Raw genomic sequence first — 15,222 nt, 5'->3', positions numbered from 1 at the left:
GTTTTCCGGCATGCCGGGGGAAGATCGCGCCCCTTCAGGGGCGCGGGGAACTGCGCGACCAGCCACAACGGCCCCGCAGTTCCCCACGGTCAATCCAATTCACCGACCTGGAAAGTGCAGGCCCGCCTAGCCCTTCTGCTCGTTCCACTCCGTCTGTGCCTCGTTGAGCTGATCGGCCAGCGTGTCCAAGAAGTCCTTGGCACTCATCGACCCGTTCATCACCTTCTGGAACGCCGGCTCGTTGTCCGTCTTGGAGATGGTGTTCCAGTCGGGCAGGTAGTACGGCAGCTGAACGATGGTCGTGGAACCGTCGGACAACGCCTCGGCGGCAAGCTTCGTGGGCTCGGCCTTCGAGACCCACGCGTCCTTCGCGGCGTCGTTGTTCGACGGCACCTGCCCCGCGGCCTCGTTGAACTTGGAGTTCTCCGCCTTCGAGGTCGCGAAGTCGATGAACTTCCAGGCGGCGTCCTTGTTCTTGGAGCTCTTGAACAGCCCGAGCCCGTCCACGGGGTTGGAGACCTGGACCCGCTTGCCACCGGGTCCGACCGGCTGCGGAATGCCGCGGAACTTGTCGACGCCGAGCGCCTTCACATGGTCCTGGTAGGAGCCCAGGTTGTGGTTGAGCATTCCGATCGTTCCGGAGTCCCACTGGGCGACCATCTTGGTGAAGTCGTTGTTGAGGTCGGCGGCCGGGGTGACCTTCTTGAAGAGTCCGACGTACTTCTCCAGGGCGGCCACGTTCTTCGGGTCGTTGACCGTGGTCTTCTCGTTGGCGGAGTCCCAGAAGGACGTGATGCCGGACTGTCCGTACATCGCGTCGAGCGCCTGGGCGATGGAGCCGGCGCCACCGCGGATGGTGTAGCCGAACTCGTTCTTGCCCTTGTCGGTGAGCTTGTCGGCGGCCTCGTAGAACTTGTCCCAGGTGGTCGGCTCGTCCAGGCCCGCCTGCTCGAACAGATCGGTGCGGTAGTAGAGGACGCCGTTGTTGGCGGAGGTCGGGATGGAGTACAGCGTGTCGTCCCGGCCGCCGGCGGCCTTCAGCGACTTGACCATGTCCTCGTTGAGTTTGCCGTTGAGGGAGGACTTGCCGAGGCGGTCGTCCAGCGGCTCCAGCGCGTTCTGGGCGGCGAACCCGGCAAGCATCGCGGCGCCGACACCACCGACGTCGGGCAGCCCGCCGCCCTGGAGCGCGGTGTCGACCTTGGACTGGTACTCGGTGGCGGCGATCCCGACGTACTCGACGTCGATGTCCGGGTTCTCCTTCTCGAAGTCGGCGATGATCTCCTTCCAGATGTCCGTGCGGACACCGCCGTTGTTGTCCCAGAAGACGACCTTGCCCTTGCCGCTGCCGTCGGCGCCCTTGTCGCCCGCGGCCCCGCTGCCGTCGTCGCCGCAGGCGGTGGCGGTCAGCGCGAGCACCGCGCTCAGGGCGACGGCGGCTGCCGGGCGGCGCCCGCCTCTGCTGCTCCTGTGAATGCTGGTCTTCATCATCGGCTCTCTTCTTCTGGATCCAACGAGGGTTGTGTCGCTGTGAAGTTGTGAGGCTGTGGGGGGCTGGAGAGGGTCATGCGGGGCCGGCGGGAGTCACGTGGGGCCGGAGGGGCTCATTGGCGGGCGGGCAGTGCCTTCTGCGGACCGGAGAGCCTGGACACCAGCGCGGGAACGGCCGCCGCCGGGTCGAGCCGGTGGTCGTAGAAGTCCCGCGGGTCGAAGGCCGCGCCCCACGTCTCCTGGCGCCCGCCGGTGTTCTTCAGGATCGAGCCGCGCTGCACCAACTCGGCCGTGGCGTCGGCCTGGTAGGGGTGCTGGACGTCCTGGTAGTAGCTGTTCTCGATGACCATCCTGGTCTTGCCGCGCGCCCAGTTGCCGTACGTCCATACGGGGTCGCCGGGGTCCGCCTGGGCGGTCATGTAGTTGTTGTAGAGGTGTGCGTAGGCGCAGTTGTCGGCCGAGGGGTTGCGCTGCTTCGTGCCGCGGAACCAGTTGTGGTCGATGGTGATCTGCGTCTTCACGTTCGGCGTCCAGCCGATGCCGAAGGTCTTGTTGTTGTTCTCGAAGCGGTTGTAGGAGACGGTGACGTACTCGCTGTCCTTGCGGATGTCGAGCTGCCCGTCGCAGATCCGCGAGAAGCGGTTGTGGTCGACCCAGACGTGGTGGACGGTGTCCATCTGGATGCCGTCGAAGTCGGTGTCCTTGCAGTCCCAGTTGCCCTCGACGTACGAGTCGCGGATCGTCAGGTTGCGGATGATCACGTTGTGCGTGCCGGGCGTGAGGTGCAGCTCGCCCTGGACGAGCTCCCCGGCCGTGCCGACGCCGATGATGGTCTTGTCCGAGGCCACGACGACGTTCGCGCCGAACGGCTCGGCCTTGATCGTCCCGGCGACCCGGATGACGTACGGCTCCTCGGCTGCCGCGTAGCGCTCCAGGCCGGCCTGGGTGGTCACGGTGACGACCTTGCCGCCGGCGCCTCCCGTCGTACCGCCCTCCAGGGACGCGAAACCGTGGGCCTTGTCGGTCCGGCCGACGCTCTCGGAGACCGCCTCGGCCGGGGCGACGGCCCCGAGCCCCAGTGCGGCCACCAGGGCGGTGACCGTGATCAGGACCCGGCCGGGGCCAAGCCCTGGCCCCGGTCCGGGCAAGCGCTTGCTGCTACGGAAGTGCGTCATTGCGGCTCCCAACAGGCTTACAACGGTGATGACTTGAGGCGGTCAGGCAAGTGGCACGGTGACAGCGATCAGGCAGGTGGCGCGGTGATGCGGAACCGGGTGAACGTGGCCGCCCCGGCGTGTCCCCCGCCGGTCGGCGCGAGTGCGACGAGGCCGAGCAGTGCGCCGACCCAGCGCCAGGGGGTGGCGGCGAAGACCTGGCCTGACGGCTCCCAGCCGTCGCCGAGGTCGTGGGAGAAGCGGCAGCGCGCCCCGGCGCCCGCCTCGATCCGCAGCCGTACCCGTCCCTCGGGGGCGAGCCGCGGATGGGCGGCGTCCCGCTCGCGCTCGGCGACCGACTCGGCGAACCGGTGCACGAGGTGGACCGTCCCGTCGGCCCCCCGTTCGAGCCCGATCCAGCTGAACGCGTCACCCACTACGGCGAGTCCGGCCCGCGCGCCGGGCTCCTCGGCGTCGAGTCGCAGCCCGACCTCGACGGTGCACGGGGTCCCGGGCAGCCGCTGGGTGAGCACGTTCGGTAACTTGCGCAGATCCTGCGCGTCGACCGTCCGTACGCAGGCCAGCCGCAGCCCGTCGCCCGAGTGCTGCGTCGCCCAGCCGTCCTGCGGGTTGGCGGTCCACTGCCACTGCCGTCCGAACCGCCCGCCGGGGAAGTCGTCGTCGGTGGCGGGCGCCGACAGCGGCTGCCGCGGCAGGTCCGGCTTCCGGTGTACGGAGACGGGGGCGCCCTCGTCGCCGAGGACCGGCCAGCCGTCCGTGCCCCAGCGCATCGGCTGGAGGTGGACGACCCTCCCGTACGCGCCCTTCTCCTGGAAGTGCGCGAACCAGTGCTCGCCGGACGGGGTGCGCACCCAGCCGCCCTGGTGGGGGCCGTTGACGTCGGTGTCGCCCTGCTCCAGGACGACCCTCTCCTCGTACGGTCCGAAGAAGTCGCGTGAGCGCAACGCGCCCTGCCAGCCGGTCTCGACGCCGCCGGCCGGGGCGAAGATCCAGAACCAGCCGTCGTGGCGGTACAGCTTCGGCCCTTCGAGCGTGAACCAGCCGGGTATGCGGTCGCCGTCGACGATCACCTTGCCGTCGTCGAGCAGACCGGTGGCGTCGGGCCGCATCCGATGGCCGGTGAGCCGGTTCTTGACGCCGGAGCGGGACTTGGCCCAGGCGTGCACGAGGTACGCCTCGCCGGTCTCCTCGTCCCACAGCGGGCAGGCGTCGATGAGTCCCTTGCCCGCCTTGACGAGGTGGGGGCGGGTCCAAGGGCCGCGTATCTCGGGGGCGTTGATCTGGAAGACGCCGTGGTCGGGGTCGCCCCAGAAGATCCAGAAGCGGTCGTCGTGGTGGCGCAACGACGGTGCCCAGACCCCGCGGTCGTGCCGCGGCTTCCTGAATTCCCGTGCAGGTTCGAGGAGTTGCAGGGCGTGACCGACGAGTGTCCAGTTGACGAGGTCGCGGGAGTGCAATAAAGGCAGGCCCGGGACACGGCCGAAGCTGGAGGCCGTCAGATAGTAGTCGTCGCCGACGCGGATGAGGTCGGGGTCGGACCAGTCGGCGTTCAGGACCGGGTTGCGGTACGTGCCGTCGCCGAGGTCGGCGGTGAAGGCGGGTGCGCTCTGGCCGCTCATGGGCTCACCGCCTTGCGGACGAGGGCCGCGGCCTCGCCCCGGTCGAGGCGGCCGTCGGCGACGACGGTGACGACCCGGCGTACGACGGTGTCCCCGGCCGGGATCGGCAGCCGTTCCCGGTGGGCGAGGGACGAGCCGACGCCCGGGTACTCGGCGGTGCGCACGAACCACGGGTCGCGGCGGGTCAGCTCGGTGGCCCCGGCGAACACCAGCGTCCAGTTGGCGCCCGCGAGTGCCAGCCAGTCGGCGCGTGTGCCGTGCAGGGCTTCCTCGCCCTCGGTGCCGGCCGTGAACACCTCGGGCGCGGCGGCCTCCTTGCGGGCCCGCCAGAAGAAGCCGCCGTAGGCCGCACCCGGCCGTCCGTTGGTCGCCGGACTGCCGATCGACAGGGGTTCGGCGGTCGTGTTGGTGAGCGAGAACGTGAAGTCCAACGCCCAGGCGGTGTCGGTGAGTTCGGTCGCCGCGGCGGTACGCCGCTCGCGCAGCAGCTCACCGCCCGCCGCGACCCAGCGCAGCTCCTCCACGAAGCCGTCCGGGTCGCGCAGCTGGAACGTGGAGTGCCGCTGGGCCCCGTGGTTGTCCAGCTCGGTCGGCCCCTGGTCGCGTACGTAGGTGCGACCGCCCCAGAAGTTGAACCCCTCGACGTCGGGAACGGCGACACCGACGCCGAGGTGGTGGATGTGGTCGGCGGGGCTGAGCTCCGTGACAGCCGTACCGGCCAGGGTGGTGACGGGGTGGAAGTACGGACGCGGCGACAGCTTCGGCGGAAGCTCGGGCCGGGTGATGTAACGGCCGACCGGGCGGCCCGCCACGCGCAGGACCAGCGACTCGTTGTTCATCAGGTACTCACCTCTTTCGGGAGCGCCCAGGAGGCGCCCAGCTCGGAGTAGAGGGCGAGGGTGTCGGCGGCGGCCGTGACGAGTCCGTCGACTCCGTGCACGATCCGGCGGTTCTCGTCGGCCTTCAGGTACCAGGCGTCGGCGGGCAGCGCGACGGGGTCCGGCGCCTGTCGAATCGCTTCAACGACCTTCATGAAGGCACCCGTCGAGTCCGGCGCGACCAGCAGTCCGGCCCGGCCTTCGAGATGCTCGACGAGGTTCTCCAGCAGATCGGTCCTGCCGTATGTGATCTCCTGCGGGCCGTGTCCCGACCGCTGGACGAGGACGCGGTCCTGCTTGTACCAGAAGGTGATCCGGCCGCTGGTGCCGTGCACGAGGACGTACGGCTCGTCGGGGTGCTCGGCGCACAGGGTCGCGGCGACGGCGATCCGGTGGCCGGCCGCGGTGGTGACGCGGACGCAGGAGGTGTCGTCGGACTCGATGTCGTTGGCGCGCAGCAGCTCGGTCTCGATGCCGGTGACGTCCTCGGCGCGGGTGGAGCCGTCGAGGGCGAGGGCGGTGGCGACGGCGTGCGCGAGGGGGTTGGTGAGCACCCCGTCGACGACGTCGACCCCGTTCATCCGGCGCCGCCCGGCCCAGGGCGCACGGCGGTAGTACTCCTCGGCGCGCGCCCAGGCCCCGGCCCCGCCGATGCCGTCCACCCGGCCGATCGCGCCCTGAGCGATCAGCTCCCGGATCGCGGGCACGGCCTGCGAGCCCAGAGACTGGAAGCCGATCTGGCAGACCACCCCGGCCGCGGCGACCCCGTCGGCCATCCTGCGGAACTCGGCGTACGAGGGAGCCGGCGGCTTCTCCAGCAGGAGGTGTACGCCCCTGGCTGCGGCCGTGAGCGCGAGGTCGGTGTGGGTGGGGATCGGCGTGCAGATCACGGCGATCGCGGCGCCGGTGGAGTCCAGCAGGGCCCCGAAGTCGGCCGACTGCTCCGGCAGTTCGCCGGGCGCGGTGAAGCCGCCCAGCTCCGCCGCGGTGAGCGGGGTCAGCTCGCAGATACCGGCGAGGCGCACCAGGCCCTTGTCCTGGAGGCGGCGGATGTTCGCGAGGTGCCAGTGGCCGTGGCCGCGGGCGCCCGCGAGGACGACGGGGAGGGGGTACTCGTGCGAGGGCAGGGACCCTGAGAAGGAGTTCATGGTCCCTATCGAAGCGGTTCCGGGACCGGTGGCGGTGTTCATCGGATCCTCCCCGCTCCCGCGCCGCGCTCGACGTCGCGGTCGGCCTTCGCGGCACTGTCGACCGTGCCGTGCAGGGTGGGTGTCCAGCCGACGTCGGCGGCCAGGTCCCGTTCGCTGCCGGAGTTGTAGGCGTTGTGGATGGCGAGCAGGTCCACTGGGAATCCGTTGAAGAGAGTCCCCGACTGGTGCAGGGCCGTGCCGTTCCAGCTCTTCACCAGGTCGGCGACCTCGATGTGGCCGGGGGTGGTGAACGCGTTGTTCTCGGCGTGGACCGCCGATTCGGTGGAGATACCGAGCGAGTAGCGGTAGTCGTGGGCGTCGGCCGGGACGACGTACCGGTTGTTGTAGACGTGCACCTGACCGAAGCGGACGCGCGGGGCCCGCTGGACCACGGACTCGAACTCGTTGTGGTGCAGGGTGACGCGCAACTTGCCCCGGTCGCCGGTGGCGGTGTCGCCGTTGCCGATCAGCATCACCTTGTCGTGGTCGGCGAACCGGCTCCAGGAGACGGTCACCAGGTCGGAGGCGTTGGTGATGTCCAACAGGCCGTCGTGGCGCAGGTAGTTGCGGCCGAAGTGGGTCGGCTCGTCCTCGTCGGGGTGGCCCTTGTCGGACGCCGTGACATGGTCGATCCACACATGGGTGGCACCGCGCAGCCACAGCGTGTCGTACGCCGTCTTCCAGTCGCCGAGGCCGCCGGTGTTGGGCTGCCAGACGGGGAAGCAGTCGTAGGCGTCCCGGAGTTCGAGGTTGCGGACGATGACGTTGTCGGCGTCGCGGACCTGGAGGCTCGCGCCCTTGAGTACGGCGCTGTCGCCGAGGCCGACGATGGTGGTGTTGGAGCCGACGGCGAGCTCCACCCGCGAGGCCTGGGCCGCCGCCGAGGCCTGGCGGGCCTCCTCCTGCGGACCGGACGGTTTGGCCGCGCCCCAGGTGCGCGGGTCGTACGCGGCCAGGTACTTCCTCAGGCTGTAGCCGCCGGTCGCGTAGTCGTCGCAGTCCAGCCGCTTCCCGGAGTCGTCGGTGTTGGCGTCGATCGTCCCCGCGACCTTGATGATCTTCGGGGTCGCGCTGCCGCCGTCGAGGGCACGGACCAGCTCGGTCCGGTTCCGTACGGTGAAGACGTGGGCGTCGTCTGCGGAGGAACCCCCCGTGGTACCTCCGTCGGCGGCGGCCCAGCCGTCGTTCGCGGGCAGGGTGTCGCGGCCGATGTCCCGCGACTCGGCGTTCGCCGGTGCCCCCGGCGCGGCCAACAGACCGCAGGCGAGGGTGACTTGGAGGACGCGGCGCCCTCTTCTCGTGCGCTGCGCGAAGGTGCGTACCCCTCTCATCCCTTCACCGCCCCGGCGCTGAAGCCCGTGATCAGCCACTTCTGGATGAAGGCGAAGACGATCACGACGGGCACGGCCGCGATGATGCCGCCGGCGGCGAGTGCGCCCAGGTCGACGCTGTCGGCGCTCATCAGGCTGTTGAGGCCGACGGGGATCGTCTGCTTGTCCTGGTTGCTGAGGAACATCAGGGCGAACAGGAAGTGGTTCCAGGAGTGCACGAAGGCGAAGGAGCCGACCGCGATCAGCCCGGGCCGCAGCAGCGGCAGGACGACGACCCGGAAGCCCGTGAAGCGGTTGCAGCCGTCGACCCAGGCGGCCTCTTCGAGCGAGTACGGCACGTTCCGGATGAAGCCGCTGATCAGGATCATCGACAGCGGCAGCTGGAAGACGGTCTCGGCGATGATGACGCTGCCCAGCGAGTTGATCATCTGGAGCTCGGCGAAGATCTGGAACAGCGGCACCAGGAGCAGCGCGCCCGGTACGAACTGGGAGCAGAGCAGCGCCAGCATGAAGGCACGCTTGATCTTGAAGTCGAAGCGGGCGAGGGCGTAGCCGCCGGCCAGCGCGACGAGCGTGGTCATGAAGAGCGTGGCGACGCCGACGTAGACGCTGTTCTCGAAGTACGTGCCGAAGCTGCGGTCGTTCCAGACCTTGTCGAAGTGTTCGAAGGTCATGGGCCAGGGCACGAGCGAGGTCGAGCCGGGCTTGCGCAGGGCGAAGAGGAGGATCCAGTAGAAGGGGATGAGCGTGAAGAGCAGATAGATGCCGAGCGGGACGTAGATCTGCCAGCGCGGGGCCTCGTCCCAGGCGCGCCTGCGCCTTCCCGGGCGCTGCGGCGGCTCGTCGGCCACCGGTGCGGGCACGGTCGGAGCGACGGTGTCGATGTCCTTGGTGATCACTTGTCCCCGCCTCCGAACTTGCTCAGCCGCAGATAGACCATCGAGAAGAAGAGCAGGATCACGAACGCGACCGTGGTCAGGGCCGAGGCGTAGCCGAAGTTGTGTGCGTCGACGCTGGTGTTGGCGATGTAGAGCGGGAGTGTCGTCGTCTCTCCCGCTGGTCCGCCGCCGGTGAGTGTGTAGAGCAGGTCGACGTTGTTGAACTCCCAGACCGCGCGCAGCAGCGTGGAGAGGATGATGGCGTCCTTGAGGTGAGGCAGCGTGATGTGCACGAACTGCCGGAAGCGGCTGGCGCCGTCGACCTCGGCGGCCTCGTACAGGTCCTTCGAGACGGACTGGAGGTCGGCGAGGATGAGGATCGCGAAGAAGGGGACGCCTCGCCAGAGGTCCGCGACCACCGCCGCGGGGAAGACGGTCGAGGTGTCGGAGAGCCAGCTCGTGCCGTAGTCCCCGATGCCCATGTCGGCGAGGTAACGGGTGATGCCCGTCTGGGAGTTGTAGAGCAGCACCCAGATCGCGGAGGTGAGTACGCCGGACACGGCCCAGGGCGAGAAGACCAGGGCGCGGCCGAGCGAACGGCCCACGAAGGTCTGGTTGACGATCAGCGCGAGCGCCAGACCGAACAGCAGCTGCAGCCCGACCTCGACGACGACCCACTTGGCGCTGAAGACCAGCGTGTCCCAGAACTGCGGGTCCTCGGTGAAGGCGTGCACGAAGTTGTCGAAGCCCGCGAAGCCGTTCCGCCACGGTTTGGTGGGGTTGTAGTTCTGCAGGCTGTAGTAGAAGACGCTGAGCACCGGGTAGGCGATGAAGCCCAGCATCAGCAGTCCCGCCGGGGCGATCAGCAGATACGGGAGCCTGCGGGGCGTCGCTGAGCCACGGCGCCGCCGGGGTGGCGCGGGCTTTTTCGCCACGGCTGCGGCTTGGGCCATGACTGTTCTCCGTTCTCGGGGTGTGCGGGTGGTGCTGTGCGCTCGTACCGTTCGTTCCGTTCGTTTCTTCGCTTTTGTGGAAGCGCTTGCTATCCGGGCAGTACTAGGTGAAGCGCTTCGCATATATCGTTCGAGATATCGGACAGAAGAGAACGCCGATGGACCGGCCCCTCAGCCCGCGTACGGGTCCTGCACCTTGCCCGGCCGTGCCAGGAACGCGAAGTCGCAGCCGGTGTCCGCCTGGGTGATCTGTTCGTTGTAGAGCGCGCCGTAGCCACGCTCGTAACGCTCGGGCGGCGCGGTCCACTCCGCCCGGCGCCGCGCCAACTCCTCGTCGTCCACGTTGAGTTGGAGCGCGCGCGACTCTACGTCGAGCGTGATGGAGTCGCCGGTGCGGACCAGGGCGAGCGGTCCGCCGATGTACGACTCGGGCGCCACGTGGAGCACACAGGCGCCGTAACTCGTACCGCTCATCCGGGCGTCGGAGATCCGCAGCATGTCCCGGACGCCCTGCTTCAGCAGATGGTCGGGGATGGGCAGCATCCCGTACTCGGGCATGCCCGGGCCGCCCTTGGGCCCGGAGTTGCGCAGCACCAGCACGGTGTCGGCCGTGATGCCCAACTCCGGGTCGTTGATGGTGCGTTGCATGGTCCGGTAGTCGTCGAAGACGACCGCGGGACCGGTGTGCTTGAGCAGGTGCGGCTCGGCGGCGATGTGCTTGATGACGGCGCCGTCGGGGCAGAGGTTGCCGCGCAGGACGGCGACGCCTCCCTCGGCGGCCACGGGGTTCTGACGGGTGCGGATGACGTCGTCGTTGTGCACCTGCGCGGAGGCGAGCTGCTCGCGCAGGCTGTCGTGCGAGACGGTCGGCCGGTCGAGGTGCAGCAGATCGGTGATCCGTGACAGGAACCCGGGCAGTCCGCCGGCGAAGTGGAAGTCCTCCATGAGGTAGGTCCGGCCGCCGGGCCGTACGTTCGCCAGGACCGGCACCGTACGGGCGATCCGGTCGAAGTCGTCGAGGGTGAGCCGGACTCCGGCGCGTCCGGCCATGGCGATGAGGTGGATCACGGCGTTGGTGGAGCCGCCGAGTCCGAGGACCGTCGTCACCGCGTCCTCGAAGGCATCGGCCGTGAGGATGTCGGACAACTTCCGGTCCCTGCGGACGAGTTCGACGATCCTGAGGCCCGAGGCGGCGGCCATCCGCTCGTGCCCCGAGTCGACGGCGGGGATGCTGGAGGCACCCGGGACCGTGACCCCGAGAGCCTCCGCGGCGGCGGTCAGCGTCGACGCCGTACCCATGGTCATGCAGTGACCGGGCGAGCGCGCGAGACCGCTCTCCAGCTCGGTCATCTCGCAGTCGCCGATGAGCCCGGCGCGCTTGTCGTCCCAGTACTTCCACATGTCGGTGCCGGAGCCGAGGACCTCGTTGCGCCAGTGGCCGGGCAGCATGGGTCCGGCGGGCACGAAGACCGCCGGCAGGTCGACGGACGCGGCGCCCATGAGCAGCGCGGGCGTCGACTTGTCGCAGCCGCCCATGAGGACGGCCCCGTCCACCGGGTACGAGCGCAGCAGCTCCTCGGTCTCCATCGCGAGCATGTTGCGGTAGAGCATCGGGGTGGGCTTCTGGAAGGTCTCGCTCAGCGTCGACACCGGGAATTCGAGGGGGAAGCCGCCTGCCTGCCACACGCCCCGCTTGACCGCCTGGGCACGGTCGCGGAGGTGGACGTGGCAGGGGTTGATGTCGGACCAGGTGTTGAGGATCGCGATGACCGGCTTGCCGAGGTGCTCCTCGGGGAGGTAGCCGAGCTGGCGGGTGCGGGCGCGGTGACTGAAGGAGCGCAGGCCCTCGGTGCCGTACCACTGGTGGCTACGCAACTGCTTTGGGGCGTCCGGGGTTTGACTCTCGTCCGAGGTGGCGCCCGGTGTCGCTGGGTTCGCACCCGGTGTTGTCGGGTCGGCGCCCGGTGTCGTCGGTTCGGCGTCGGTCATATCGACCACCCCGCGGCGATGGCGGCGACCTCGGCCCGTTCGGACTCGGGGAGCTGCTTGCTCGGCGGGCGGACCTCGCGACGGCACAGGCCGAGCGAGGCCAGGGCCTCCTTCACGACCGTCACGTTGTTGGCGGAGTTGTTGGCCGCGCGCAGTTCCTCGAAACGACGGATCTGCTCCCACACCTTCATGGCACCCGCGTAGTCACCGGATCGAAGCGCTTCGATCATGTTCAGCGAAACGGCCGGGGCGACGTTCACGAGCCCGGACGTGAAGCCCGTCGCGCCCGCCGAGAAGTACGAGGGCGCATACGGTTCCGCGAGTCCGGCCACCCACACGAAGCGCTCAAGACCGGCGTCCCGCGCGAACGCGGCGAAGCGGGCCGCGTCCGGCACGGCGTACTTCACGCCGATGACGTTCGGGCAGGCGTCGGCCAGTTCGGCGAGCCTGGCGCCGGCGAGCACCGGGTTGCGGATGTACGGGACGACGCCCAGCTCGGGAACCGCCTCCGCGATGGCCCGGTGGTAGTCGACCCAGCCGCCCTCCGAGACGTACGGGTGGACGGGCTGATGGACCATCACCATCTGTGCCCCGAGCTCGCGGGCGTGGCGGGCGGACGCGACCGCGGTCGGCACGTCGTGCCCGACACCGACCAGGACGGTGGCCCGGTCCCCCGCCTCTTCGATGGTCAACTCCGTCACCGTGCGCCGCTCTTCGGGGCTCAGGGCGTAGAACTCACCGGTGTTGCCGTTGGGTGTGAGGATGCGTACGCCGCCGTCGAGCACCCGGCGCAGCAGGACGCGGTGGACCTCCCGGTCGATGGAGCCGTCCTCGGCGAACGGGGTCACGGGGATCGCCACCACGTCGGCGAGAGCGGCCCGGCCGGCCTCGAACGCGGTCGTGGTCGCGGTCATTCCTGCTCACCCTTTCCCTGGGCCTCGGGGAAGGCCCGTTGCACGAACGAGGCGATGTGCGAGTGCAGGGCGCGCGCCGCGCCGTCCGAGTCGCCGTCGAGGGCGAGCCGCAGGATCTCCCGGTGCTCGGCGGCCTCGCGCTCCCAGGACGGGTTGGCGGCCCAGGCGACCGCGGAGACCAGGGCGGCCTGGTCCCGGACCTCGTCGAGCATCCGGCCGAGCAGCGGGTTGCCGCAGCGGACGTAGAGGGAACGGTGGAACTCGCGGTTGGCGAGGGAGCGTTGGGCGGTGTCGGTGGCGGCGTCGGCGCGTTCGAGCGCCTCGCGCGCCGTGTCGAGGGAGGAGCCGCGCCGGACGGAGCGCCGCAGGGCCTCCGGCTCAAGGAGCAGCCGCACGTCGTACACCTCGCGCGCCATGTCCGCGTCCACCATGCGCACCGTGACGCCCTTGTACTGGTTCATCACGACGAGCCCGGTGCCGGCCAGGGTCTTGAGCGCCTCGCGCACCGGGGTCTTGGACACCCCGAACTGTGCGGCGAGCTCGGTCTCGACCAGGGCCTGTCCCGGGGTCAACTGCCCGGTGAGGATGCGGTGTTTGATCCCTTCCAGCACGAACTGCGTGCGGGAGGGGATCGGCGTGGGCACAGAGGTCATGCGCGCCTCTCGGGGTAACGGAGTCCCCAAGGGATCAGGGGCTCGCGTATCTGATCTCACGTATCGCGTCTCATATATGACGTACGAAGTACGACGCGATGAAAGTAGGAGCGCCCCTGTGTTTCGTCAACGCTTCTGACAAAAGAAGTTCGATTCGAGGTCGGGGCCCGAGGCCGCTCCGACGCTCTCCGAAGACAGGCGAATCCGTTCGCCCTCGCGATGCCGACAGGCGCCGACCTCGCGCACGGCGGGAGTGAACCCGCCGCACACGACCATCCGGCTCACCACGAGCCCCGCACCATCCATGTGCCACTCATGTGCCATTGCAACTCGGCGAAGGCACTTCGCCGGGAGTGTGCCGTGTCAGCCGGTGGGCGCCCACTCCGGGTCCCGGCCGCTCAACCCGATCACCCGGTCCAGCAGGGGCGCCCCCTCAGGCACGGGCACGACCGGCCCGAAGATGGTTCCGCGCGACGGATCGTCCACCGAGGGCGCGAGCATCTCGTACGCCGCGTCGAGGGCCGCCGCGTCGGGGGCGTACGGCTGACCGGTCGCCCGGGCCAGGTCCCAGCCGTGCACGACGAGTTCGTCGGCGGCGACGATGCCCGCGACCTCGCCGGGCAGGTCCACACCGCCCGCGCGGGTCTCGCCCGTCCACGCGGCCGGATCGCGCCAGGCCTCGGCCAACTCGCCGAGCACCTTGGGCAGTTCGGCGCGCCAGCCGGGCGTCACGTCCGGCAGCCGGGAGGTGGGGTCGGTGTCCGTCGTGGCCCCGAGGTCCTTGCGCCCGGCGTCCCGGAAGGCCATGGACAGCCCGGCCAGATGCCCGAGCAGATGACGCACCGCGTACTCCGGACACGGTGTCACGGCGTCCAGCTGTTCCTCGCCCACCTCCTCCGCGAGGCGTGCCACGATCAGGGCCTGCGGCCCCAGGTCAAGGGTGCTGGGAGTGGTACCGCCGTCGCCCATTCCGGGCTCCTCTCGTCAGGGGGTCTTCAGGGGGTAGACCGTCGGCCGTACGAAAACTCATCGCTCCCACCCCCAAGATCGTGCTCAGGAGTCTGGTCAGGCGTTCGAGCCGTCGAGATGCTCGGTGCACACCGGGATACCGGATGTCACCGGGATGTCCGGTGCCGGGGACCGTGAAGGGGAGCCACGCCATGAAGGCGATCGTTCAGGATGCCTACGGAACAGCGGACCTCCTGGAACTGCGCGACATCGACCGCCCCGTGCCCCGCGACGACGAGGTGCTCGTCGAGGTGCGCGCGGCCGGTGTCGGCCCCGAGGTGTGGCACCTCATGACGGGCCGGCCCTATGTGGCACGCGTCGCCCTGGGGCTCCGCAAGCCCAAGAACCCGGTACGGGGCTGGGACGGTGCCGGCCGGGTCGAGGCCGTCGGGGCGAAGGTGACCGAGTTCAAGCCGGGCGACGAGATCTTCGGCAACTGCGAGGGCTCGTTCGCCCAGTACGCGCGCGCCAAGGCCGCGAAGATCGCCCTCAAACCGGCCAACCTCACCTTCGAGCAGGCCGTCGCCCTCCCCGTCTCCGGCATGACCGCCCTCCAGGCTCTCAGCGGCAAGGGCCGTCCGCAGCCGGGCCAGAAGGTCCTAGTCATCGGCGCATCCGGCGGCGTCGGCTGCTACGCCGTCCAGCTCGCCGCGATGTACGGCGCCGAGGTCACCGGCGTCTGCGGCCCCACGGGCGCGGACTTCGTACGGTCCCAGGGCGCCTCGCACGTCATCGACTACACCCGCGAGGACATCACCGACGGCCCGCACCGCTACGACGTCATCGTCGACAACGCGGGCCTTCGCCCCCTGCCCGTCCTCCGCCGCGCCCTCACCCCGCGCGGCACCCTCGTCATCGTCGGCGGCGAGGGCGGAACCGACTTCTTCGGCGGTATGAGCCGCGGCCTGCGGGCCGTGATGCTCTCGCCGTTCATCGGCCAGAACCTCGGCAACCTGATCTCGGTCGCGCGCCGCGAGGACCTGCTGACCCTCAAGGAACTCGCCGAGCAGGACAAGATCGCCCCGGCCATCGACCGCACCTACCCACTCGCCGAGGCCGCCGACGCCATCCGCCACCTGGAGAAGGGTCATCCCCGGGGCAAGATCGTCCTCACCATCTGAGCCAGGCTGAAGCCCGGCGGGA

At 69.7% G+C, this 15,222-nt stretch carries 12 protein-coding genes and 1 pseudogene; 1 reads left to right on the top strand and 12 read right to left on the bottom strand.

The window, feature by feature from the left end; all coding sequences use genetic code 11:
* Positions 1–126: 126 nt before the first annotated feature.
* The 12 genes and pseudogenes from JEQ17_RS35485 to JEQ17_RS35430 all read right to left on the bottom strand — a co-directional run bounded on the left by JEQ17_RS35485 (position 127) and on the right by JEQ17_RS35430 (position 14,040).
* The gene (locus tag JEQ17_RS35485; RefSeq protein ID WP_200399070.1) at positions 127–1,488 is read right to left on the bottom strand and encodes an ABC transporter substrate-binding protein; all 1,362 of its coding nucleotides are present in this window, start codon (positions 1,486–1,488) and stop codon (positions 127–129) included.
* A gap of 131 nt (positions 1,489–1,619) precedes the next feature.
* Positions 1,620–2,666 (bottom strand): annotated as a pseudogene (locus JEQ17_RS35480) (pectate lyase family protein); the annotation flags it as partial.
* 68 nt (positions 2,667–2,734) lie between these two features.
* Positions 2,735–4,285, bottom strand: a complete 1,551-nt coding sequence (locus JEQ17_RS35475; RefSeq protein WP_200399068.1) for a glycoside hydrolase family 43 protein — start codon at positions 4,283–4,285, stop codon at positions 2,735–2,737.
* Positions 4,282–5,124, bottom strand: a complete 843-nt coding sequence (locus tag JEQ17_RS35470) for a DUF6807 domain-containing protein (protein ID WP_407700110.1) — start codon at positions 5,122–5,124, stop codon at positions 4,282–4,284. Before JEQ17_RS35470 ends, JEQ17_RS35475 begins: the two co-directional genes overlap by 4 nt.
* Positions 5,124–6,311: a Gfo/Idh/MocA family protein gene (locus tag JEQ17_RS35465; RefSeq protein ID WP_234048490.1), complete on the bottom strand. Its 1,188-nt coding sequence runs from the start codon at positions 6,309–6,311 to the stop codon at positions 5,124–5,126. The genes JEQ17_RS35470 and JEQ17_RS35465 overlap by 1 nt, the downstream gene beginning before the upstream one ends.
* Positions 6,312–6,349: 38 nt before the next feature.
* Positions 6,350–7,684: a pectate lyase family protein gene (locus tag JEQ17_RS35460; RefSeq protein ID WP_200399066.1), complete on the bottom strand. Its 1,335-nt coding sequence runs from the start codon at positions 7,682–7,684 to the stop codon at positions 6,350–6,352.
* Positions 7,681–8,583, bottom strand: a complete 903-nt coding sequence (locus JEQ17_RS35455; protein WP_200399065.1) for a carbohydrate ABC transporter permease — start codon at positions 8,581–8,583, stop codon at positions 7,681–7,683. The genes JEQ17_RS35460 and JEQ17_RS35455 overlap by 4 nt, the downstream gene beginning before the upstream one ends.
* The gene (locus JEQ17_RS35450; protein WP_055616478.1) at positions 8,580–9,515 is read right to left on the bottom strand and encodes a carbohydrate ABC transporter permease; all 936 of its coding nucleotides are present in this window, start codon (positions 9,513–9,515) and stop codon (positions 8,580–8,582) included. The genes JEQ17_RS35455 and JEQ17_RS35450 overlap by 4 nt, the downstream gene beginning before the upstream one ends.
* Before the next feature lie 171 nt (positions 9,516–9,686).
* Positions 9,687–11,504 carry an L-arabinonate dehydratase gene (gene araD / locus JEQ17_RS35445; protein ID WP_234048489.1) on the bottom strand — a complete coding sequence of 606 codons (1,818 nt, stop codon included), beginning with the start codon at positions 11,502–11,504 and terminating at the stop codon, positions 9,687–9,689.
* Positions 11,501–12,418 carry a dihydrodipicolinate synthase family protein gene (locus JEQ17_RS35440; RefSeq protein WP_200399064.1) on the bottom strand — a complete coding sequence of 306 codons (918 nt, stop codon included), beginning with the start codon at positions 12,416–12,418 and terminating at the stop codon, positions 11,501–11,503. Before JEQ17_RS35440 ends, araD begins: the two co-directional genes overlap by 4 nt.
* On the bottom strand, positions 12,415–13,071 hold the full coding sequence (locus tag JEQ17_RS35435) for a GntR family transcriptional regulator (RefSeq protein WP_200399063.1): 657 nt from the start codon (positions 13,069–13,071) through the stop codon (positions 12,415–12,417). Before JEQ17_RS35435 ends, JEQ17_RS35440 begins: the two co-directional genes overlap by 4 nt.
* A 363-nt stretch (positions 13,072–13,434) precedes the next feature.
* The gene (locus JEQ17_RS35430) at positions 13,435–14,040 is read right to left on the bottom strand and encodes a TIGR03086 family metal-binding protein (RefSeq protein ID WP_200399062.1); all 606 of its coding nucleotides are present in this window, start codon (positions 14,038–14,040) and stop codon (positions 13,435–13,437) included.
* A 191-nt stretch (positions 14,041–14,231) separates the two neighbouring features.
* On the opposite strand from JEQ17_RS35430, the gene JEQ17_RS35425 reads away from it, so the two are divergent.
* Positions 14,232–15,200: an NAD(P)-dependent alcohol dehydrogenase gene (locus JEQ17_RS35425; protein ID WP_200399061.1), complete on the top strand. Its 969-nt coding sequence runs from the start codon at positions 14,232–14,234 to the stop codon at positions 15,198–15,200.
* The last annotated feature ends 22 nt before the right edge of the window (positions 15,201–15,222 follow it).

The organism is Streptomyces liliifuscus (genome assembly GCF_016598615.1).
Classification (GTDB): domain Bacteria; phylum Actinomycetota; class Actinomycetes; order Streptomycetales; family Streptomycetaceae; genus Streptomyces; species Streptomyces liliifuscus.
The sequence above is the reverse complement of the archived record's forward strand: the minus strand, read 5'-3'. Positions and strand labels throughout refer to the sequence as shown.

What these genes read in the sequence shown, in the direction of transcription:
- JEQ17_RS35485 (WP_200399070.1), bottom strand. Translation starts at nt 1,488, where the DNA reads ATGAAGACCAGCATTCACAGGAGCAGCAGAGGCGGGCGCCGCCCGGCA.
- JEQ17_RS35475 (WP_200399068.1), bottom strand. Translation starts at nt 4,285, where the DNA reads ATGAGCGGCCAGAGCGCACCCGCCTTCACCGCCGACCTCGGCGACGGC.
- JEQ17_RS35470 (WP_407700110.1), bottom strand. Translation starts at nt 5,124, where the DNA reads ATGAACAACGAGTCGCTGGTCCTGCGCGTGGCGGGCCGCCCGGTCGGC.
- JEQ17_RS35465 (WP_234048490.1), bottom strand. Translation starts at nt 6,311, where the DNA reads ATGAACTCCTTCTCAGGGTCCCTGCCCTCGCACGAGTACCCCCTCCCC.
- JEQ17_RS35460 (WP_200399066.1), bottom strand. Translation starts at nt 7,684, where the DNA reads ATGAGAGGGGTACGCACCTTCGCGCAGCGCACGAGAAGAGGGCGCCGC.
- JEQ17_RS35450 (WP_055616478.1), bottom strand. Translation starts at nt 9,515, where the DNA reads ATGGCCCAAGCCGCAGCCGTGGCGAAAAAGCCCGCGCCACCCCGGCGG.
- araD (WP_234048489.1), bottom strand. Translation starts at nt 11,504, where the DNA reads ATGACCGACGCCGAACCGACGACACCGGGCGCCGACCCGACAACACCG.
- JEQ17_RS35440 (WP_200399064.1), bottom strand. Translation starts at nt 12,418, where the DNA reads ATGACCGCGACCACGACCGCGTTCGAGGCCGGCCGGGCCGCTCTCGCC.
- JEQ17_RS35435 (WP_200399063.1), bottom strand. Translation starts at nt 13,071, where the DNA reads ATGACCTCTGTGCCCACGCCGATCCCCTCCCGCACGCAGTTCGTGCTG.
- JEQ17_RS35430 (WP_200399062.1), bottom strand. Translation starts at nt 14,040, where the DNA reads ATGGGCGACGGCGGTACCACTCCCAGCACCCTTGACCTGGGGCCGCAG.
- JEQ17_RS35425 (WP_200399061.1), top strand. Translation starts at nt 14,232, where the DNA reads ATGAAGGCGATCGTTCAGGATGCCTACGGAACAGCGGACCTCCTGGAA.